Annotated in this window: 14 protein-coding genes and 1 pseudogene; 11 read left to right on the top strand and 4 right to left on the bottom strand. The window is 71.7% G+C overall.

Annotation, left to right across the window (positions count from 1 at the left end; translation table 11 throughout):
- The first annotated feature begins 34 nt into the window (after positions 1-34).
- From ACFYW5_RS00960 to ACFYW5_RS00950, 3 genes are all read left to right on the top strand, one after another.
- Positions 35-562: a hypothetical protein gene (locus ACFYW5_RS00960; protein ID WP_389414812.1), complete on the top strand. Its 528-nt coding sequence runs from the start codon at positions 35-37 to the stop codon at positions 560-562.
- A 189-nt stretch (positions 563-751) separates the two neighbouring features.
- Entirely contained in the window at positions 752-937 is a 186-nt protein-coding gene (locus tag ACFYW5_RS00955; protein WP_389414811.1) for a hypothetical protein, read from the top strand.
- A 65-nt stretch (positions 938-1,002) separates the two neighbouring features.
- Positions 1,003-4,065 carry an AAA family ATPase gene (locus tag ACFYW5_RS00950; RefSeq protein WP_389414810.1) on the top strand — a complete coding sequence of 1,021 codons (3,063 nt, stop codon included), beginning with the start codon at positions 1,003-1,005 and terminating at the stop codon, positions 4,063-4,065.
- Positions 4,066-4,107: 42 nt separating this feature from the next.
- Here ACFYW5_RS00950 and ACFYW5_RS00945 read toward each other — a convergent pair whose 3' ends face one another.
- The gene (locus ACFYW5_RS00945) at positions 4,108-5,313 is read right to left on the bottom strand and encodes a PQQ-dependent sugar dehydrogenase (RefSeq protein WP_389414809.1); all 1,206 of its coding nucleotides are present in this window, start codon (positions 5,311-5,313) and stop codon (positions 4,108-4,110) included.
- Between the two features lie 113 nt (positions 5,314-5,426).
- Positions 5,427-6,425: an aldo/keto reductase gene (locus tag ACFYW5_RS00940; protein WP_389414808.1), complete on the bottom strand. Its 999-nt coding sequence runs from the start codon at positions 6,423-6,425 to the stop codon at positions 5,427-5,429.
- A gap of 76 nt (positions 6,426-6,501) precedes the next feature.
- On the opposite strand from ACFYW5_RS00940, the gene ACFYW5_RS00935 reads away from it, so the two are divergent.
- From ACFYW5_RS00935 to serA, 6 genes are all read left to right on the top strand, one after another.
- Positions 6,502-7,476, top strand: a complete 975-nt coding sequence (locus tag ACFYW5_RS00935; protein ID WP_389414807.1) for a 2-hydroxyacid dehydrogenase — start codon at positions 6,502-6,504, stop codon at positions 7,474-7,476.
- A gap of 390 nt (positions 7,477-7,866) precedes the next feature.
- Positions 7,867-10,869, top strand: coding sequence for a putative bifunctional diguanylate cyclase/phosphodiesterase (locus ACFYW5_RS00930; RefSeq protein WP_389414806.1), 3,003 nt, complete (start codon positions 7,867-7,869; stop codon positions 10,867-10,869).
- A 214-nt stretch (positions 10,870-11,083) separates the two neighbouring features.
- On the top strand, positions 11,084-12,940 hold the full coding sequence (locus ACFYW5_RS00925; RefSeq protein ID WP_389414805.1) for an acetolactate synthase large subunit: 1,857 nt from the start codon (positions 11,084-11,086) through the stop codon (positions 12,938-12,940).
- A gap of 20 nt (positions 12,941-12,960) precedes the next feature.
- Positions 12,961-13,485, top strand: coding sequence for an acetolactate synthase small subunit (gene ilvN, locus ACFYW5_RS00920; protein WP_383313593.1), 525 nt, complete (start codon positions 12,961-12,963; stop codon positions 13,483-13,485).
- Between the two features lie 118 nt (positions 13,486-13,603).
- Positions 13,604-14,602 (top strand): ketol-acid reductoisomerase, encoded by a 999-nt coding sequence (ilvC, locus tag ACFYW5_RS00915; protein WP_389414804.1) that lies wholly within the window; start codon positions 13,604-13,606, stop codon positions 14,600-14,602.
- Positions 14,603-14,830: 228 nt separating this feature from the next.
- A complete protein-coding gene (gene serA / locus ACFYW5_RS00910) occupies positions 14,831-16,420 on the top strand; it encodes a phosphoglycerate dehydrogenase (RefSeq protein ID WP_389414803.1) in 1,590 nt (529 codons plus the stop codon).
- 12 nt (positions 16,421-16,432) lie between these two features.
- On the opposite strand, the pseudogene ACFYW5_RS00905 reads toward serA, so the two are convergent.
- A pseudogene (locus ACFYW5_RS00905) lies at positions 16,433-17,971 on the bottom strand (MFS transporter).
- A gap of 84 nt (positions 17,972-18,055) precedes the next feature.
- Here ACFYW5_RS00905 and ACFYW5_RS00900 point away from each other — a divergent pair.
- Complete coding sequence (locus ACFYW5_RS00900; RefSeq protein WP_389414802.1) at positions 18,056-18,640, top strand: TetR/AcrR family transcriptional regulator; 585 nt, start codon at positions 18,056-18,058, stop codon at positions 18,638-18,640.
- A gap of 8 nt (positions 18,641-18,648) precedes the next feature.
- On the opposite strand, the gene ACFYW5_RS00895 is transcribed toward ACFYW5_RS00900, so the two are convergent.
- Positions 18,649-19,836 (bottom strand): PucR family transcriptional regulator, encoded by a 1,188-nt coding sequence (locus tag ACFYW5_RS00895; RefSeq protein ID WP_389414801.1) that lies wholly within the window; start codon positions 19,834-19,836, stop codon positions 18,649-18,651.
- Positions 19,837-19,998: 162 nt separating this feature from the next.
- On the opposite strand from ACFYW5_RS00895, the gene ACFYW5_RS00890 reads away from it, so the two are divergent.
- Complete coding sequence (locus ACFYW5_RS00890) at positions 19,999-20,925, top strand: proline dehydrogenase family protein (protein WP_389414800.1); 927 nt, start codon at positions 19,999-20,001, stop codon at positions 20,923-20,925.
- Positions 20,926-20,998 lie beyond the last annotated feature (73 nt).

Raw genomic sequence — 20,998 nt, 5'->3', positions numbered from 1 at the left:
AAACCTCTCAGACAGCCTCCGTACGGTGCGAGACATGGGAACGAAGACAGTGGACGTGACGAAGACAGCCGAGGAGCCGGAGGCCGTAGAGGCCACCGAGCCCGACGACGAAGTGATGGACGAGGTGACGGAGGCCGAGGCCGCCGACACCACCAAGGACGGGGGCACCTCCTTCGTCGGACAGGGCGCCGGCGCCGTCGTCTCCGCGGCGCTCGGCCTGGTGTCGCTGACGGGCGGCTGGATCGGTACGGTCGCCGCCGCGCGCGAGACCCTCATCGGCCAGCTGGAGACCTCCTCCAGCGCGACCGTCGCCCAGCAGGTCCAGCAGGTCTACGGCGACGCCTGGCAGACCACCGCCCTGTGGGCGGGCCTGTTCGCGCTCATCGCCCTGATCGTCGGCGTCTTCGTGCTGGCCCGGCCCGCCTTCGGCGTTCCCGGCGAGCCGCAGCCCGTGTGGATCAAGTCGGTCGCCTGGGGCGGCGTCGCGCTCGGTGTGATCGGCCTGCTGCTGGCCGTCCTGAAGTACACCGACGTCCTGCTCGGCCTTCCTTCCACCGGCTGAATCACCGCAGGTCCTGAGGGGTCTTAGAGCGTCCGTGAGCACCTTACGGAGCATCTGAGGCCCCTCACCCGCATCTAAGGCCCCGGGCACCGCCGAAGATGCGGAACTCTCCCGATGTGGCGGACCCCCCTGGGAGACGAGAGTTGAGGCATCGCAACAAAGCGAAGCCAACTCTTCCAAGGGGACACCATGTTCGAGCACGAGCTCTACCGCCTGCGCACCGCCGACCTCATGCGCGAGGCCCAGAACGACCGGCTGGCCCGTGAGATCGTCCGCGGCCGCCGCGCCGCCCGCCGGGAGGCGGCCCGCCAAGCCGCCGAGGGCGAGGTGCATACCTCCCGTCTCGGCCGCCTGCGGATCACCCGCACCGCATGACCATCGGGGGCCTGGCGCCAGGGCGCACCACGAAAACCGGTGCCCCGCCGTCAGGGCCGCGTGCGATGCTCTGGCCCGTGGAGAACCAGTCCGTCAGCCCGGTGTTCGTCGGTCGTGCCGACGAGGTCCAGATCCTGAACGACGCGCTCGCCCGTGCCGAGGCCGGAGGAACCTCCCCGGCCTTCGGCACCGGGGGAGAGCCCCAGGCGCTGCTCCTCGGCGGCGAGGCCGGGGTCGGCAAGACCCGTCTCGTCGAGGAGTTCGCCAACCGCGCCGCCCGCGCGGGAGCCGTCGTCGCCCTCGGCGGCTGCGTGGAGATCGGCGCCGACGGGCTGCCCTTCGCGCCCTTCTCCACCGCCCTGCGCGCCCTGCGCCACGAACTTCCCGGGGAACTCGCCGCCGCCGCGGCGGGCCAGGAGGAGGAACTGGCCCGGCTGCTGCCCGAACTCGGCGAGACCGGCTCCCAGCGGCACGACGAGAACGGCATGGCCCGCCTCTTCGAGCTCACCGCCCGGCTGCTGGAGCGCGTCTCCGCCGACCGCACGGTCGTCCTCGTCCTGGAGGACCTGCACTGGGCCGACGCCTCCACCCGCCACCTCCTCGCCTACCTCCTGCGCACCCTGCGCACCGGCCGCCTGGTCGTCCTCGCCACCTACCGCTCCGACGACATCCACCGCCGCCACCCGCTGCGCCCCCTGCTCGCCGAACTCGACCGGCTGCGCACGGTCCGCCGCATCGAGCTCGCCCGGTTCAGCCGCGCCGAGGTCGGCCGCCAGATCGCCGGCATCCTCGCCACCGAACCCGACCCGGCCCAGGTCGACGAGATCTTCGAACGCTCCGACGGCAACGCTTTCTTCGTCGAGGAACTCGCCGTCGCCGCCCACGAGGGCTGCTGCACCGGACTCACCGCCTCCCTGCGCGATCTGCTCCTGGTGCGGGTCGAGGCCCTGCCCGAGTCCGCCCAGCGGGTGGCCCGGATCGTCGCCGAGGGCGGCTCCACCGTGGAGTACCGGCTGCTCGCCGCCGTCGCCCGGCTCGCCGAGGACGATCTCCTGGAGGCGCTGCGGGCCGCCGTCAACGCCAGCATCCTGACCGCCGCGCCCGGCGGCGACGGCTACCGCTTCCGGCACTCCCTGGTCCGCGAGGCGGTCAGCGACGACCTGCTGCCCGGCGAGCGCTCCCGCCTCAACCGCGCCTACGCCGAGGCCCTCCAGGCCGATCCGAGCCTCGTCCCCGCCGACGAACGCGTCATGCGCCTGGCCAGCTACTGGTACCACGCCCACGACCCGGCCAAGGCCCTGCCCGCCGTGCTGGACGCCTCCGTCACCGCCCGCCGCCGGCACGCCTACTCCGAACAACTGCGGCTCCTGGAACGCGCGATGGAGCTGTGGGACTCCGCGCCCGAGGACGTACGGGCCACCCTGCGCCCCGTCGACTACACCGAGGTCTATCCGCCCTGCGGCTGCGACCCCGCCACCACACCCCTGCGCTATCTCGACCTGATGGCCGAGGCCGCCGTCGCCGGACGGCTGTGCGGGGAGCGCGAGCGCGCCCTGAAGATCACCAAGCGGGCGCTGCGTCTGCTCGACGGCGAGGACGATCCCCTGCGGGCCGCGTGGTTCTGGATCCAGCGCTCCCGGCTGGTCCAGGCCCAGGCCCGCGGCGACGGCTGGCAGGAGATCGGCACCGCCCAGGAGCTGGTCCGGGGCCTGCCGCCGTCCGAGGTGCACGCCGACGTGCTGGCCACCGCGGCCGCCTGGGCCATGGTCCGGGCACCCGGCCCGGACGCCATGACCGCCGCCGAGCGCGCCGTCGAGTACGCGCGCATGGTGGGCGCCTCCGACATCGAACTGAACGCCCGCCTCACCCTGGGGGTACTGCTCGTCGACGCCGGGGACATCGAGACCGGGCTCGCCCAGATGTACGAGGTGCGGGAGCAGGCGCTGCCGCTCGGACTGCCGTCGGTGCTCGGCCGCAGCCACATCAACCTGGCGTCCGTCCTCGAAGGCATCGGCCGTTCCGAGGACGCGGTCGGGATCCTCCGCGATGGCCTGCGGCTCACCCAGGACCGGGGCCTGCGGGACTCGGAGGCCTGGATCTGGGCCAACCTCGCCGAGGCACTGATCTCCCTGGGCCGCTGGGACGAGGCAGCGCAGGCCGCGCTGGCCGCCCAGCGCGTGGGCCAGGTCGCCAAGCCGCGCGGCTGCGCCGCCCACTGCCTCGCCCAGATCGCGCTGGCCCGCGGACATCTGGACGAGGCCGCCCGGCACCTCGCCGACGGCCGCCTCGCCTACGGCTCCCACGACCCCATGCCGCAGAACGACCTGCCCCTGTCCCGGCTCGCGATAGCCCTCGCGGCCGCCGAGGGCCGCATCCTGGACGCCCGCGCCGAACTCACGCGCGTCCTCGACGCCGGCTTCCAGCCCGGCACCCAGCGCTACGCCTGGCCCCTGCTGCTGGCCGCCGCCACCGCCGAGGCCGACGCCCGGGACCTCCCCGCCGCCGACGAGGGCCGCACCGAGACCCTGGAGCGCCTCTTCGGCGCGGTGAAGACCCTCACCACCGACGCGCCCATCTGGCGCGCCCACGAGCAGTGGGTCCGCGCGGAACTCCACCGCGCCGAGGGACAGGCGCCCCCCGACCTCTGGTCGTCGGTCGTCACCGCCTTCGAGCGCCTCCAGCGGCCCCACGACCTCGCCCGCGTCCGCCACCGGCTCGCCGAGGCCCTGGTGACGGCGGGCGGCGAGGACGACCGGGCCTCGGCGGCGGAACTCCTCCGCCTCGCCCACGCCGTCGCCGACCACCTGGGCGCCCGCCCCCTCGCCGACGAGGTCGCCTCCCTCGCCCGGCGAGCGCGCCTCCCCCTCACGCCCGACGCGCCCCGCCCCGCCGCCGACACCCTCGGCCTCACCAGCCGTGAACGGGACGTCCTGCGGCTGGTCACGGCCGGCCGCACCAACCGCCAGATCGCCGAGGAACTCTTCATCTCCCCGAAGACGGCCAGCGTCCATGTCTCCAACATCCTCGCCAAGCTGGGCGTCGCGGGGCGGGGCGAGGCCGCGGCGATGGCGCACCGGATGGGGCTGTTCCCGACGGAGGACGGAGAGCGGGTGGGCGGCGCGGTCTAAGACACCTGCACCTCGCCGGCTAGGACACCTGTTCCTCGCCGCCTAGGACACCTGCACCTCCAGGATCCTGTCGTCCGCGTCCTCCGGTGAGCCCCGGCCGTCGGTGTTGCTCGTCGTCAGCCACAGCTTGTCGCCGCCTGCCGGGACCACCGTGCGCAGCCGGCCGTACTCGCCCTCCAGGAAGGACTGCGGGTCGGCCGCGGCCTCCGTGCCCTTCAGGGGGACGCGCCACAGACGCTCGCCCCTCAGGCCCGCCGTCCAGACCGAGCCCTCGGCGTAGGCGATGCCGCTTGGGGAGGCCTCGTCCGTGGCCCACTGGGTTATCGGGTTGTGGAACGCCGGGTCGTCCGACTCGCCCTCGGCCCGGGGCCATCCGTAGTTGTCACCCGGCTTGATCGCGTTCAGCTCGTCCCAGGTGTCCTGGCCGAACTCCGCGGCGAACAGGCGCTGTTCGGTGTCCCAGGCCAGGCCCTGCACATTGCGGTGGCCGTACGAGTACACCGGGGAGTCGGGGAAGGGGTTGCCCGGCGCCGGTTCGCCCTCCGGGGTCATCCGCAGGATTTTGCCGCCCAGGGACTTCTTGTCCTGCGACAGCCCCTCCTCGCCGCTCTCGCCCGTGCCCGCGTACAGCATCTTGTCGGGGCCGAAGGCGATCCGGCCGCCGTTGTGGACGAAGCCCTTGGGGATGCCCCTGAAGACGGTGTCCGGGGCGCCCAGTTGCTCGCCGGCCGGCTTGTCCTCGTCGACGAGCAGCCGGACGATGCGATTGTCCGAGGCCGAGGTGAAGTAGGCGTAGACCATGTGGTCCGAGGCGTAGTCCGGGGAGAGCGCGAGGCCCATCAGGCCGCCCTCTCCGGCCGGGGACACCCCGGGCACCTCGCCCAGCTCGGTCTTCTTTCCGCTCTCGGTGTCGACCCGGGTGATGGTGCCCTCGTCACGGGAGGAGACCAGCAGGTCGCCGTCCGGCAGCGGGGCCAGGCCCCACGGGCTCTTCAGTCCCTCGGCGACGGTCCGCACCACCTTGGCGGAGCCCTTGGCGGGCGGGGTGTCGTCGGTGGCCCGGGACGACGGTGGTGCCTGGGAGGCCGCACCGGTCGACGCCGCGCTGTCACCCGCGCCGGACGAGCCCCCTTCGTCGTCGGAGGAACACCCGGCCGTCAGCAGGAGCGCGGCCGCGGCCAGTACGGCCGACACAGCTCGACGTTGCACGATCATGGTCCCTTCGACGCGACGGCTTCTCCTTGTCATACACCGCTCGCGCCTCACAGGTTCCCGATCAATGATTCCCGCATCAAGACCGCCCGGCAACCGCCGGCTCAGTACCCGCCGACTCAGTACCCACCGGCTAAGTACCCACCGGCTCAGTCCCAGGACCCCCGCGCCCCGGGCAGCGCCCCGATCTCCGCCAGATCCTCCGCCGTGAGCCGCAGCCGCGCCGCCCCCGCGTTCTGCGTCACCCACCGCTCCCGCTTCGCCCCCGGCACCGGCACCACGTGCCGTCCCTGCGCCAGCACCCACGCCAGCGCCACCTGCGCCGGGGTGACGTCTGCCCCATGGCGGCGGGCGATGCGGCGCAGACCGACCACGATCGGCTGGTTGGCGGCCATCATCTCCGCCGTGAAGCGGGGATGGCGGGCGCGGACGTCGTCCGGTTCGAAGCCCTCGCCCGGCGTCAGCGTGCCGGTGAGGAAGCCGTTGCCCAGCGGCATCGCCGCCAGGAAGCCGATGCCGCGCGCCTCGCACCACGGCAGGAGGGACTCCAGCGCCTCCGGCGACCACACCGACAGTTCCGCCTGCACCGCGCTCACCGGGAAGACCTGCTGCATCCGTCGCAACTGCCGCAGCGTGGCGTCGTGCAGGCGGCTCCCGGACCGGCGACCGCCGCGCGCCCCCACCGCGCACATGCCCAACGCCCGTACCTTCCCGGCCCGGACGAGGTCCGCCATCGCCCCCCAGGTCTCCTCGACCGGCACCTCCGGGTCCGCCCGGTGCAGCTGGTACAGGTCGATCACGTCCGTCTGGAGCCGCCGCAGCGAGGCGTCGCACGCCCGTTTCACGTACCCGGGGCGGCCGTTGGCCACGATGTGCTGCTCGCCGACCAGCAGCCCGACCTTCGTCGACACGAAGGCGTCCTGGCGGCGTTCCTTCAACACCCGCCCCAGCAACAGCTCGTTGGTGAACGGGCCGTACATGTCGGCCGTGTCCAGCAGCGTCGAGCCCAGATCGAGCGCCCGGTGCACGGCCCGCAGCGACTCGTCACCGCGCTGCCGGGATCCGCTGTACGCCCAGCTCATCGGCATGCACCCGAGTCCGACAGCCCCCACCGCGAGCGCCGCCGCGCCGATCGTCCTGCGCTCCACCTGCTCGTGACCCTCCCTCTTCCGCCACCCCAACCTAACCTCTGCCGTCCCGGGGACCTGACATAGCCTCCGGTGCATGACTGCTGACGTGTGGCTTCCCATCCCGCCGGACGAGATCGAAGGGCTCCCCGAGGGGCCGGACTACCGCTTCTGGAACGGCGCCGACGACTATCCCGCGGACCCCGCCGCGTGCGCCTTCTACGTCGTCCCCTACATGAAGCCGCCGGGACTCGGACAGCGCCCGCTGCCCCTGATGAGCTCCGTCGAGGTCGTGCAGACGCTGTCCGCCGGCATCGACCACGTCGAGCCCGGACTGCGGCATCTGCGCGCGGGCGTCCGGCTCTGCAACGCGCGCGGGGTGCACGAGGCGAGCACCGCCGAGCTCACGCTCGCGCTGATCCTGGCCTCGCTGCGCGGCATCCCCGACTTCGTGCGCGCCCAGGACAAGGGGGAGTGGCGCGGTGGCTTCCGGCCCGCGCTGGCGGACAAGACCGTGCTCATCGTGGGATACGGCTCGATCGGCGCCGCCATCGAGGACCGGCTCGCGCCGTTCGAGCTCGCGCGGGTGGCGCGCGTCGCGCGCTCCGAGCGCACTACGGAGCGCGGGCCGGTGCATCCACTCACCCGGCTGCCCGACCTGCTTCCCGAGGCGGACGTCGTCGTGCTCTCCACCCCGCTCACCGAGACCACGCGTCACCTCGTCGACGCCGACTTCCTGGCCCGGATGAAGGACGGGGCGCTGCTGGTGAACATCGCCCGCGGCGGCGTCGTCGACACCAAGGCCCTCCTCGCCGAACTGGAGAGCGGGCGCATCACCGCGGCCCTCGACGTCACCGACCCCGAACCGCTGCCGCCGGGCCACCCTCTGTGGCAGGCTCCCGGGGTGCTCATCAGTCCGCACGTCGGTGGCCCGACGTCCGCCTTCATGCCCCGCGCCAAGCGGCTGCTGGTCGAGCAGTTGAGCCGTTTCGTGAACCGGGAGCCGCTGCGCAACGTGATCCTTACGACGGGTGCGGACAGCGGCCCGTCGACCAACGCGACAGCCACGTAACCCGGTTCGGGTACCCTCCGCAACCTTCCGGACGCGGTCCGTACCCGCATCCCCGCTGGTCGTCACGGAGCGTAGAGAACCTATGTCCCTGAGTGACGAGACTGGTGTATCGTCCCGACAGGGGCTGCGCCGCGCACCGTTCGGCGCCGGGGATGGACATTGCAGACTGTGAGGGGGGCGACGGGCGATGCACGGCCTATGGACCAACGATCCGACGCGGCGGGGCCGCCGGCGGCGACCCTGGCGCACGGCCGCGCGCAGGCGCGGCCACCACGGCAGTCCCGGCGGACACCACAGCCATCACCGCAGGCACAGCAGCCGCCGCAGGCAGGCCCATCCAGCGCACCGGGACCCGCGGGACCCGGGAGCGGCGCGGACCGGGAGGGACCGGTGAGCTCGCCGCCGCCTCCCACGACGACCCTCAACGGCGCGTTGCGGGCCCATCCTTCGTCGGGGGCGCTGCCCCGGCCGCCGTCCTCCGGCGGCGGGGCGGGCATGGTCCCCCAACTCGTTCTGGCCCTGGTGTGCGCGGGATACGCCGTCGGTTCCGCGCTCGGCTGGGGTTCGGACGAACTCGCGTTGATCATGGGCGACTTCGGGCTGAGCGCCGCGGCCGCTGCCGCCGCGGTCTCGTGCTTCCTGTACGCCCGGAGCCGCCGGATCCGCTTCCGGCCGGCCTGGCTGCTGTTCGCCCTCTCCTCGGTGATGGCGTCCCTCGGCAATCTGGTCTGGGGGTGGTACGAGGTCGTGCTCGAGCGGCCCGTGCCCAGCCCCAGCTACGCGGACGGCTTCTTCCTGTGCTTCGCCCCGCCCGCCATCGTGGGGCTGCTGGTGCTCGCCAAGCGCCCGGTGACCCGGGCCGGCTGGGTCTGCCTCGGCCTCGACGCCTGGCTGATCGGCGGCTCCCTGCTGACGCTGGCGTGGAGCCTGGCCCTCGCCCAGACCGCCGCCCAGTCCGAGGCGACGAGCGTGTCGCACACCGCGCTGTCGCTGGCCTATCCGCTGCTGGACATCGCGCTGGTCAGCATGGTGCTGGCGCTGCACTTCCGGCGCTCGTCGGTGAACCGCACCGCGGTGAACACCGCGATCGGGGCACTCGCCCTGACCGTGATGTGCGATGCCCTGTTCACCTCGCCGCTGATGAACAGCAACTACCGCTCCGGCCAGCTCCTCGACGCGGGCTGGTTCGCCGGCTCGCTGCTGCTCGCCTACGCCCCCTGGGCCTCCCCCCGGGGCGGCGACACGGAGCGGCAGGAGGGCGAGGGCTACACGCGCGTGGTGCGCGAGCACCTGCCGGGACAGCGGGGCGGCGGCAGCCACCACCACCTGCCCCCGCAGGGAGGTGATCACAGCCGGTTCCCGGCGGCCCGGCCGATCGCCGGCTCGCTGGCCGCCCTCACGCCCTATCTCGCCGCCGCCGTCTGCACGCTGGGGATCCTCTACAACGTCCTCAACGGCCGCAGCGTCGACCGCGTCGTGCTCATCACCGGCGGCACCGTCGTGCTCGCCCTCGTGGTGCGCCAGGGCATCATGCTGCTCGACAACATCACCCTCACCCAGGAACTGGCGCAGAAGGAGAACCACTTCCGCTCCCTGGTGCAGGGCTCCAGCGACGTCATCATGATCGCCGCGCCGAACGGCATCCTGCGCTACGTCTCCCCGGCCGCGGCCGGCGTCTACGGCCGCCCCGCGGAGGAGTTGGTGGGCACCGAACTGGCCAACCTCATCCACCCGGAGGACCTGGGCTGCGTGGTGCACGAGGTGCGCCGCTTCCTCGCCGCCAGCCCGCACGAGGAACCCACTACGCGCATCGAGTGCCGCTTCCGCTCCGGCGACGGCGGCTGGCTGAACGTGGAGTCCACCGTCAACCGCCACCACGGCGGCCTCATCTTCAACAGCCGGGACGTGACCGAGCGCGTCCGCCTGCAGGCGCAGCTCCAGCACAACGCCGAGCACGACCCGCTCACCGACCTGCCCAACCGCGCCCTGTTCACCAAGCGCGTGCAGCAGGCCCTGTCCGGCCGCCGCGCCTCCGACCGCGGCGCCGCCCTGCGCGGCACGGCCGTCCTCTTCATCGACCTGGACGGCTTCAAGGCCGTCAACGACACCATCGGGCACCAGGCCGGGGACGAACTGCTCGTGCAGGCCGCCCGCAGGCTCCAGGAGGCGGTCCGGCACGGGGACACCGCCTCCCGGCTCGGCGGCGACGAGTTCGCCGCGCTGATCGTCGGAGACGGCACCCGTGACCGGTCCGCCCGCGAACGGCACATCCTGGATCTCGCCGACCGCCTCAGGCTCACGCTGTCGCAGCCGTACGTCATCGACGGCAACGATGTCCGGGTCGCCGCCTCCATCGGCGTCGCGTTCGCCGAGCCGGGCCTGGGCGCGGGCGAGCTGCTGCGCAACGCCGACCTCGCGATGTACCGGGCCAAGGCGTCCGGAAAGGGCCGGGTCGAGCTGTACAAGCCGCAGATGCAGCAGGACGTCGTACGCAAGGCCGAGCTGGCCACGCGCCTGCGGGCCGCGCTGCACGACGGCGAGTTCGCGCTGCTGCACCAGCCGGTGGTGTGCCTGGAGGACGGCCGGATCACCTCGGTCGCCGCCCAGGCGCGCTGGCGGTCCTCGCAGGGCGTGCTGTTCACGCCCGCCGAGTTCCTGCGGGTCGCCGAGGACAGCGACAAGACCGCCGAGCTGGGCCGCTGGATGCTGGAGGAGGCCGTGGAGCAGGCCGCCGAGCGCGCCGCCACCGGGCTCTCGGTGCCGGTGACCGTCCGGATCAGCGCGCGCCGGCTGCTGGACCGCTCGATGCCGCCCGACTCGATCGAGGCCCTGCTCACCCGGTACCGGCTGCCGTCGGGTTCGCTGGTGATCGAGCTGGCCGACACCGACGTACGGGGCTCGCTGGACGAGCTGGAGCGCCGCCTGGGCGCGCTGCGCAGACTCGGCGTGCGGATCGCGCTGGACGGCTTCGGCAGTGGCGGCGCGGCGATCGCCGCGCTGCGCAGGCTTCCCGTGGACGTGCTCAAGGTGGACCGCGGCCTGGTCGAGGGCGTCGTGGAGTCCGCGCGGCTGCACAAGATCACCAGCGGGCTGCTGCGGATCGCCGCCGACCTGGGGCTGCAGTCCGTGGCCGAGGGTGTGGACCTGCCCGAGCAGGTGGTGGCGCTGCGGGCGATGGGCTGCACCCACGGCCTGGGCATGGCCTTCTCCGGTCCGGTGGACGAGTACCGGCTGCGCCGGGCGCTCGCCTCCGGCCGCTACCCGGTCCCGCACGGGCCGGGGGAGCCGGCGTTCGCGGGTGTGCGGGAGCCGCAGGGCCGGGGGGTGCCCGCCGTTCTCGGAGGCGGCGGCACCCGTCGCTCACATAATGAGACTCCCGTCCCACCACCTTGACACGCGGTGCGTGCCGGGGGGAGGGTCAGTGCCATGCGCACCCGAATTCTCGTACTTGGAAAGCGCGTCGGCTGACGCTGAGCCCTTGACCGCTCAGCGACCCACTCCCGGCGCGCTCCCCTCGCTTGCCTGACGGCACGAGGGGTTTTTTGTTGCACCAGCAGCAGTCGTACACCGTACAAACTTCGCAAAAACCCTCAGCATCGAGAAGAGAATGCCGATGACCGAGCAGGCCACCGGGGCCCATCATCCGCAGCCGCGGCCCCGTTCCGGAGGACAGCCGTCCGCCCCCGAGCACGTCACGGGTGCGCAGTCCCTCATCCGCTCCCTCGAGGAAGTCGGGGCCGACACGGTGTTCGGCATTCCCGGTGGTTGCATCCTTCCGGCGTACGACCCGCTGATGGACTCCACCCGCGTGCGTCACATCCTGGTGCGCCACGAGCAGGGCGCCGGTCACGCGGCCGAGGGGTACGCGTTGGCCACCGGCAAGGTCGGTGTCTGCATGGCGACCTCTGGCCCCGGCGCGACCAACCTCGTCACGCCGATCGCCGACGCGCACATGGACTCGGTGCCGATGGTCGCGATCACCGGCCAGGTGGCCTCCAAGGCGATCGGCACGGACGCCTTCCAGGAAGCGGACATCGTCGGCATCACCATGCCGATCACCAAGCACAACTTCCTCGTCACCAAGGCCGATGACATCCCCCGGGTGATCGCGCAGGCGTTCCACATCGCCTCCACCGGCCGCCCCGGCCCGGTCCTGGTCGACATCGCCAAGGACGCCCTCCAGGCACAGACCACCTTCTCCTGGCCGCCGGTCATGGACCTGCCCGGCTACCGTCCGGTCACCAAGCCGCACGCCAAGCAGATCCGCGAGGCGGCCAAGCTGATCACCTCCGCGAAGCGGCCCGTCCTCTACGTCGGCGGCGGCGTCCTCAAGGCCAAGGCCACCGCCGAGCTGAAGGTCCTCGCGGAGCTCACCGGAGCGCCCGTCACCACCACCCTGGTGGCGCTCGGCGCCTTCCCCGACAGCCACCCGCTGCACGTGGGAATGCCGGGCATGCACGGATCGGTCACCGCCGTCACCGCGCTGCAGAAGGCCGACCTGATCGTCGCCCTCGGTGCCCGCTTCGACGACCGCGTCACCGGCAAGCTGGACAGCTTCGCCCCGCACGCCAAGATCGTCCACGCCGACATCGACCCGGCCGAGATCGGCAAGAACCGCGCCGCCGACGTGCCGATCGTGGGGGACGCCCGCGAGGTCATCGCCGACCTGATCCAGGCGGTCCAGAAGGAGCACAACGACGGCCACCAGGGCGACTACAGCGCCTGGTGGAACGACCTGAACCGCTGGCGCGAGACCTACCCGCTCGGCTACGACCAGCCCGAGGACGGCTCGCTGTCGCCGCAGCAGGTCATCGAGCGCATCGGTCAACTCGCCCCGGAGGGAACGGTCTTCACCGCGGGCGTGGGCCAGCACCAGATGTGGGCCGCGCATTACATCGAGTACGACAAGCCCGCGACCTGGCTGAACTCCGGCGGCGCCGGGACGATGGGCTACGCGGTCCCGGCCGCGATGGGCGCCAAGGCCGGCGCACCGGACCGTACGGTCTGGGCGATCGACGGCGACGGCTGCTTCCAGATGACCAACCAGGAACTGGCCACCTGCGCCCTGAACAACATCCCGATCAAGGTCGCCATCATCAACAACGGCGCCCTCGGGATGGTCCGCCAGTGGCAGACCCTCTTCTACAACCAGCGCTACTCCAACACCGTGCTGCACAGCGGCCCGGAGGCGGACGGCAAGCAGCCCAGCGCGGGCACCCGCGTCCCCGACTTCGTCAAGCTGTCGGAGGCCATGGGCTGTTACGCGATCCGCTGCGAGGACCCGGCCGACCTCGACAAGGTGATCGAGGAGGCCAACTCCATCAACGACCGCCCGGTGGTCGTCGACTTCATCGTCCACGAGGACGCGATGGTGTGGCCGATGGTCGCCGCCGGCACCTCCAACGACGAGATCCTGGCCGCCAGGGACGTCCGCCCCGACTTCGGCGACAACGAAGACGACTGAGCGAGAGAGACGCAGAGAAAATGACCAAGCACACGCTCTCGGTCCTGGTGGAGAACACGCCCGGCATCCTGGCGCGGATCGCCGCCCTGTTCTCCCGCCGCGGCTTCAACATCGACTCGCTCGCGGTCGGTGTCACCGAGCACCCCGACATCAGCCGCATCACCATCGTGGTCAGCGTGGCCGACCTGCCGCTGGAGCAGGTGACCAAGCAGCTCAACAAGCTCGTCAACGTGCTGAAGATCGTCGAGCTGGAGCCCGGTTCGGCCGTGCAGCGCGAACTCGTTCTGGTGAAGGTGCGCGCCGACAACGAGACGCGCTCCCAGATCGTCGAGATCGTCCAGCTGTTCCGCGCCAAGACCGTCGACGTCTCCCCGGAGGCCGTCACGATCGAGGCCACCGGCTCCAGCGACAAGCTGGAGGCGATGCTGAAGATGCTGGAGCCGTTCGGGATCAAGGAGCTCGTCCAGTCCGGCACGATCGCGATCGGACGCGGAGCACGCTCGATCACGGACCGCTCGCTGCGCGCCCTCGACCGGTCGGCATAACGACGGATCCGGGCGGCCGGGGAACACCGGCCGCCCGCATACCGAGACCCCCGAACTTCCCTTCCGCCCGCCGTCATACGGTGGGACGCAACACCTGCACACAAGGAGAGAACCCAAAGTGGCCGAGCTGTTCTACGACGCCGACGCCGACCTGTCCATCATCCAGGGCCGCAAGGTCGCGGTCATCGGTTACGGCAGCCAGGGCCACGCCCACGCGCTGTCGCTCCGTGACTCGGGTGTCGACGTGCGCGTCGGTCTGCACGAGGGCTCCAAGTCCAAGGCCAAGGCCGAGGAGCAGGGCCTGCGCGTGGTGACGCCGGCGGAGGCCGCCGCCGAGGCCGACGTCATCATGATCCTCGTCCCGGACCCGATCCAGGCCCAGGTCTACGAGGAGCACATCGCCCCGAACCTGAAGGACGGCGACGCGCTGTTCTTCGGCCACGGCCTGAACATCCGCTACGGCTTCATCAAGCCCCCGGCCGGCGTCGACGTCTGCATGGTCGCCCCCAAGGGCCCGGGCCACCTGGTCCGCCGCCAGTACGAGGAGGGCCGCGGCGTTCCGTGCATCGCCGCCGTCGAGCAGGACGCCACGGGCAACGCCTTCGCGCTCGCCCTGTCGTACGCCAAGGGCATCGGCGGCACCCGCGCCGGCGTCATCAAGACGACCTTCACCGAGGAGACCGAGACCGACCTGTTCGGTGAGCAGGCCGTCCTCTGCGGTGGCACCGCCGCCCTGGTCAAGGCCGGTTTCGAGACGCTGACCGAGGCCGGCTACCAGCCCGAGATCGCGTACTTCGAGTGCCTGCACGAGCTGAAGCTGATCGTGGACCTCATGTACGAGGGCGGCCTGGAGAAGATGCGCTGGTCGATCTCCGAGACCGCCGAGTGGGGCGACTACGTCACCGGCCCGCGGATCATCACCGACGCCACCAAGGCCGAGATGAAGAAGGTCCTCGCGGAGATCCAGGACGGCACCTTCGCGCAGGCCTGGATGGACGAGTACCACGGCGGTCTGAAGAAGTACAACGAGTACAAGCAGCAGGACTCCGAGCACCTGCTGGAGACCACGGGCAAGGAGCTGCGCAAGCTCATGAGCTGGGTCGACGAGGAGGCGTAAGCCGCATGTCACGGGGTCGGAGCGGTCGCTCCGGCCCCGTTGTCCACCACGTCCAGCCACGGACGGGTGATCCTTCCGCTGCGGCGTAAGACGCCTCGGCCCGCAGCACTACACTTCTCGACAACATACGCGTCAGGCCCACAGCGTCGTGCGTCTTCCACGCGGCAAGCCCCTCCACCGCCAGCGGCCGTCGGGACGGCCGTCCGCAATGGACATGTGAGGACTCACGTGAGCTCGAAACCCGTCGTACTCATCGCTGAAGAGCTGTCGCCCGCCACCGTCGACGCGCTCGGCCCCGACTTCGAGATCCGCCACTGCAACGGCGCCGACCGGGCCGAGCTGCTCCCGGCCATCGCCGACGTGGACGCGATCCTGATCCGCTCGGCCACCAAGGTCGACGCCGAGGCCATCGCCGCCGCGCACAAGCTGAAGGTCGTCGCACGAGCCGGCGTCGGCCTGGACAACGTCGACGTCTCCGCCGCCACCAAGGCCGGCGTGATGGTCGTCAACGCCCCCACGTCCAACATCGTGACCGCCGCCGAGCTGGCCTGCGGCCTCCTCGTCGCCACCGCCCGCCACATCCCGCAGGCCAACGCCGCGCTGAAGAACGGCGAGTGGAAGCGCAGCAAGTACACGGGCGTCGAGCTCGCCGAGAAGACCCTGGGCGTCGTCGGGCTCGGCCGGATCGGTGCCCTGGTCGCCCAGCGCATGTCCGGCTTCGGTATGAAGGTCGTCGCCTACGACCCGTACATCCAGCCCGCCCGCGCCGCGCAGATGGGCGTCAAGGTGCTGTCGCTGGACGAGCTGCTCGAGGTCTCCGACTTCATCACCGTCCACCTTCCCAAGACCCCGGAGACCGTCGGTCTCATCGGCGACGAGGCGCTGCGCAAGGTCAAGCCGAGCGTCCGCATCGTCAACGCCGCGCGCGGCGGGATCGTCGACGAGGAGGCGCTGTACTCCGCCCTCAAGGAGGGCCGGGTCGCCGGTGCCGGTCTCGACGTGTACGCGAAGGAGCCCTGCACGGACTCCCCGCTCTTCGAGTTCGACCAGGTCGTCGCCACCCCGCACCTCGGTGCCTCCACCGACGAGGCGCAGGAGAAGGCCGGTATCGCCGTCGCCCGCTCGGTGCGGCTCGCGCTCGCCGGTGAGCTGGTCCCGGACGCGGTGAACGTCCAGGGCGGTGTCATCGCCGAGGACGTCAAGCCGGGCCTGCCGCTCGCCGAGCGCCTCGGCCGGATCTTCACCGCGCTCGCCGGTGAGGTCGCGGTCCGCCTCGACGTCGAGGTGTACGGCGAGATCACCCAGCACGACGTCAAGGTGCTCGAACTCTCCGCGCTCAAGGGCGTCTTCGAGGACGTCGTCGCCGAGACGGTCTCCTACGTCAACGCCCCGCTGTTCGCCCAGGAGCGCGGCGTCGAGGTGCGGCTGACCACCAGCTCGGAGTCGGCCGACCACCGCAATGTCGTCACCGTGCGCGGCACGCTCGGCAGCGGCGAGGAGGTCGCGGTCTCCGGCACCCTGGCCGGCCCCAAGCACCTCCAGAAGCTCGTCGCGGTCGGCGACTACGACGTGGACCTCGCGCTCGCCGACCACATGGTGGTGCTGCGCTACGAGGACCGTCCGGGTGTCGTCGGCACCGTGGGCCGGGTCTTCGGCGAGGCGGGCATCAACATCGCCGGCATGCAGGTGTCCCGCGCGGTCGCCGGCGGCGAGGCGCTGGCCGTGCTGACGGTGGACGACACGGTGCCCTCCGGGGTGCTGGCGGAGGTCGCCGAGGAGATCGGGGCGACGTCCGCCCGTGCGGTGAACCTGACCTGACGCCACTGCCGCTCAAACGCCGGACGCGCTGAGGTCTCTCGGCTCGTCCGGCGTTTCGCATGTCTGCTCCCGCACCTCGATCCGCCGCAGGGTGAGCGCCGCCAGTACCGCCGCCCCCGCCAGCACCACCGCCCCCGCGACCGCCGCCCCCTGCATCGCGCTGGTGAACGCCTCCCGTGCGGCCGTGGCGAGGCCCGGCACCCGGTCGGCGACCGCCAGCGCCCCGCCCAGCGTCTCGTGGGCGGGTGCCGGGGCCGAGTCCGGGATCCCGTGGCGGTAGACCGCCGTACCGATGGAGCCGAGCAGGGCCATGCCCAGCGCGCCGCCGAACTCGGCGCCGGTCTCCATCAGGGAGGACGCCGAGCCCGCCCGTTCCACCGGGGCGGCGCCCATCGCCAGGTCCATGATCTGGGACATCACCACGACCGCGCCGACGGCGAGCACCGCGCACCCGGTCAGCACCAGCCACAGCGAGTCGGTACCGGCGAAGGACAGCAGCCCGAAGCCCGACGCGGCGATCAGGAAGCCGCCGGTGACCACATGGGCCCGGTCGGCGCCCTTCTGCACCAGCCGGGTACCGATCGGTGCCGCCGCCCCGATCGGCACCGACGGCAGCAGCGCCCACAGGGCCGCCTCCAGCGCGCTCTTGTCGAGGACGGACTGCAGGTACTGCGTGGTGAAGTACGCCGAGCCCATGATGCCGAACGCCGAGACGAGGTTCAGGGCGACCGCGGGGGCGAAGCCCCGGCCGCGGAACAGGGCGGGGGAGATCATCGGGGAGGCGGCCGTGCGCTGGCGGTGGACGAAGAGCGTCGCGAAGAGCAGGCCGACGGTGACCGAGACGACCTAGCGGACGTTCCAGCCCTCGGAGGGGATCTCCTTCAGGCCGTAGATCACGGGCAGTACGGCCGCCATCGACAGCGGGACGCTCAGCAGGTCGAAGCGGCCGGGCTCGGGGTCCTTCGACTCGGGGAGCAGCAGCGGGCCGAGGAGCAGCAGGAGCGCCATCGCGGGCAGGTTGACCAGGAACACCGAGCCCCACCAGAAGTACTCCACCAGGACCCCGCTCAGCACCGAACCGAGCGCCACCCCGGCCGTCATGACGCCGGACCACAGCCCGATCGCCTTCGCGCGCTGGCCGGGGTCGGTGAACATCGTGCGGAGCATGGCCAGCGTCGAGGGCATCAGGGTCGCGCCGCCGATGCCGAGCACCGCGCGGGCCGCGATCAGCATCCCGGCGTTGTTGGCGTAGGCCGCGGCCAGTGAGGCGGTGCCGAAGGCGGCGGCGCCGATCAGCAGGAGGCGGCGGTGGCCGATGCGGTCGCCGAGCGAGCCCATCGTCATCAGCAGGCCGGCCAGGACGAAGGCGTAGATGTCGAAGATCCAGAGCTGCTGGGTGCCGGTCGGTGCCAGGTCGGCGCCGATCACCGGGACGGCGAAGTAGAGGACCGAGACGTCCATCGACACCAGCAGCAGCGGCAGCATCAGCACGCCGAGCGCGGTCCACTCACGGCGGCCCGCACGGGTGGGGGACAGGGGGTTGATTGTCATGGCGGGGAATGTACACACGTATAAAACGTCCGTCTATGACGAGTGTATAGGACGGACGTATGGACCGAGGGTAGGCTGTCCGTCATGGGACACCGTGAGGATCTGCTCGAAGGCGCCAAGCGCTGCCTGCTGGCGAAGGGGTTCGTGCGGACGACCGCGCGCGACATCGTCAGGGAGTCGGGGACCAACCTGGCGTCGATCGGCTATCACTACGGCTCGAAGGACGCGTTGCTGGCGCAGGCTTACGTGGCGCTGGTCGAGGAGGTGGGCGACGCCTTCGAGGGCGACAGGGCCGCGGGGATCACCGCGGAGCCGGGTTCGGTCGAGCGGTTCCAGCAGGTGTGGTCGAACATCATCGCCACCATGCGCGAGCCCGGTTCGCTGTGGCGGCTCAGCATGGAGATCGTCGTCATGGGCGACCAACTCCCGGAGGTCCGCGACCATCTGGCGGTGGCTCAGCGGGAGGCCGGGCGCGGTCTGATTCCGCTGCTCATGGGCGGGCGCGAGGAGGACGTCGAGGACGGGACCGCCGACACCCTCGGCATGTTCTACGTGACCCTCATGACAGGCCTCATCGCCCAGTGGACCTTCGACCCGAAGACCGCGCCGGGCGCGGAGCAGCTCACCGAAGGGCTGCGTCAGGTGATCGAGGCCGCCACCCGGAACTAGGAGGCCGACTACAGCCGCGCCCCCTTCAGCGCCATGTGCAGCAGCAGCCGGTCCTCCCCGTCGTCCAGATCGAGACCCGTCAGCTGCTCCACCCGGGACAGCCGGTAGTAGAGCGTCTGCCGGTGGATCCCGAGCTCGGCGGCCGTGCGCGCCGCCTGTCCCGCGCGGTCGAGGTAGACCTCGGCGGTGCGCGCGAGTTCCCGGTGCGCCGGGGAGAGCAGCGGGGCCACCGCCGGATCGAGCGCCGTCCCCGGCGGCAGCGCGGTGAGCAGGCGGTACGGGCCGATGCGCGCCCACTGCGCGACGGGCCCGAGCCGCGGCTCGGCCAGCACCGCGCGCGCCGCGGCCGACGCCTCCCGCCAGGCCGCCCCCAGCTCCCCGAGCCCGGCCCGGGCGGCCGCGATGCCCGCGCCCCCGGGTCCGCCCACCCGCTCCAGCAGCCGTCCGGCCGCGGCGGTCGCCGGAGTCAGCACCTCCGGGGAGCGCAGCCGGATCAGCAGCGCCAGCGAGTGGGCCGTCGCCCCCCACGGCACCGTGCACAGCGCCGTGGCGCCCGGCACCGTGCGCACCGAGGGGGCGTCGTCCGGGTCGGCTGAGGGCCAAGGGGCGACGCAGACGACCGTGTGGAGGGAGTCGGCGCGTACGCCGAGGGCGGTGCGGAGTTCGGCGACGGCCATCTCGCGCTGCCAGTCCCGCTCGGCGGTGAGGACGGCCCGCAGCTCACGGGTGAGGTCGGCGCCGTGCTGGGCCTCGTCTGCGAGCAGGGCGCCGATGCGGACGGTGACGTCCATCGCGGCGGCCAGCCGGCGGTCGGTGGGCCCCGGGTCGTCGTCCAGGAGCCAGACGTAACCGAGGACCACGCCCCGATGACGTACCGGCAGACAGATCCGGCCGCGGTAGACGCCGGCCTCCGGGGTGGGCGGGATGCGGACGGGGGCGCTCGCGCGGGTGATGCCGAAGCCCTCGAACCAGGCGCGGACGGCGGCCGTGGAGCGGCGGGTCAGGATCGAGCGGGTGCGCACGGGGTCCAGCGCGGAGGCGTCCAGCTCGTCCTCACTGTCATAGGCGCCGAAGGCGATCAGCTCGAAGTCGCGGTTCTCCAGGGTCGCCGGGGCGCCCAGCAGCTCCGAGATCTCGTCGACCAGCTCCTGGTAGTCACCCTTGAATTCCGACGTCACCCGGGCATTCTCCCGCATTTTCCGAGGTGCCTCATACATCTGTATGAGATCTGCGGCACGGATGCGTGACAGCTGTCGATGGCCGAGGATCGGAGGGATCCTTAGGTTTCACGGTGGTTCTCCGTGCCGTACCCGAACCGTTGGGATACGGCCTGTTTCTGATGGTTGTGGAGGTGCCCCGTGCTGGGTCCCGTGATTCTCGCCGCGTCGCGCAGCGACCGGATGCGACGTCTCGTCTCGGCCGCTCCGGTCACCAAGCAGGTCGTCGACCGGTTCATCCCCGGCGAGACCGTGGACGAGATCGTCCCGATCGTCGAGGACCTCACGGCCAAGGGCCTGGATCTGACCATGGACGTGGTCGGCGAGGACATCACCACCCCCGCGCAGGCCGAGGCCGCCCGCGACGCCTATCTGGCGCTGATCGACCGGCTCAAGGGGCTGGAGCTCGGCACCCGCGCGGAGATGTCCGTGAAGCTGTCGATGTTCGGCCAGGCGCTGCCCGGCGGCCACGAGCTGGCGCTGGCGAACGTCCGCCCGGTGGTGGAGGCCGCCGCCGCCATCGGCACCACGGTCACCCTGGACGCGGAGGACCACACGACCCTCGACTCGATGTTCGCCATCCACGAGGAACTGCGGAAGGACTTCCCGCAGACAGGCTGCGTGATCCAGGCCTACCTGTTCCGCACCGAGGCCGACGCCCGCCGCCTGGCCGCGAACGGCAGCCGGGTGCGCATCGTGAAGGGCGCCTACAAGGAGCCCGCCGAGGTCGCGTACCAGGACAAGGCCGAGATCGACAAGGCGTACGTCCGGATCATGCGCATCCTGATGGAGGGCTCCGGGTACCCGATGATCGGGTCCCACGACCCGCGTCTGATCTCCATCGCCCAGGAGCTGGCCCACCGCGCCGGGCGCAAGCTCGACGAGTACGAGTTCCAGATGCTCTACGGCATCCGCGGCGACGAGCACCTGCGCCTGGCCGCCGAGGGCCACCGGATGCGCGTCTACACCGCCTACGGCACCGACTGGTACGGCTACTTCATGCGGCGCCTGGCGGAGAAGCCGGCGAACCTGCGCTTCTTCGTCCGCAGCATGCTCACCCGAGGCTGAGACATGACGTACGCAGAGACTTCCCCCTGCTGGGGGTCCGGGGGTCGGCCCCCGGGAAAGCACAGCATGCGGC

It is taken from the genome of Streptomyces sp. NPDC002779, assembly GCF_042888685.1.
Lineage (GTDB): Bacteria > Actinomycetota > Actinomycetes > Streptomycetales > Streptomycetaceae > Streptomyces.
This window is presented reverse-complemented; position numbering and strand designations above follow the sequence as displayed.

What these genes read in the sequence shown, in the direction of transcription:
- ACFYW5_RS00900 (WP_389414802.1), top strand. Translation starts at nt 18,056, where the DNA reads ATGGGACACCGTGAGGATCTGCTCGAAGGCGCCAAGCGCTGCCTGCTG.
- ACFYW5_RS00935 (WP_389414807.1), top strand. Translation starts at nt 6,502, where the DNA reads ATGACTGCTGACGTGTGGCTTCCCATCCCGCCGGACGAGATCGAAGGG.
- ACFYW5_RS00945 (WP_389414809.1), bottom strand. Translation starts at nt 5,313, where the DNA reads ATGACAAGGAGAAGCCGTCGCGTCGAAGGGACCATGATCGTGCAACGT.
- ACFYW5_RS00895 (WP_389414801.1), bottom strand. Translation starts at nt 19,836, where the DNA reads ATGCGGGAGAATGCCCGGGTGACGTCGGAATTCAAGGGTGACTACCAG.
- ACFYW5_RS00955 (WP_389414811.1), top strand. Translation starts at nt 752, where the DNA reads ATGTTCGAGCACGAGCTCTACCGCCTGCGCACCGCCGACCTCATGCGC.
- ilvN (WP_383313593.1), top strand. Translation starts at nt 12,961, where the DNA reads ATGACCAAGCACACGCTCTCGGTCCTGGTGGAGAACACGCCCGGCATC.
- ACFYW5_RS00960 (WP_389414812.1), top strand. Translation starts at nt 35, where the DNA reads ATGGGAACGAAGACAGTGGACGTGACGAAGACAGCCGAGGAGCCGGAG.
- ACFYW5_RS00925 (WP_389414805.1), top strand. Translation starts at nt 11,084, where the DNA reads ATGCCGATGACCGAGCAGGCCACCGGGGCCCATCATCCGCAGCCGCGG.
- ACFYW5_RS00950 (WP_389414810.1), top strand. Translation starts at nt 1,003, where the DNA reads ATGCTCTGGCCCGTGGAGAACCAGTCCGTCAGCCCGGTGTTCGTCGGT.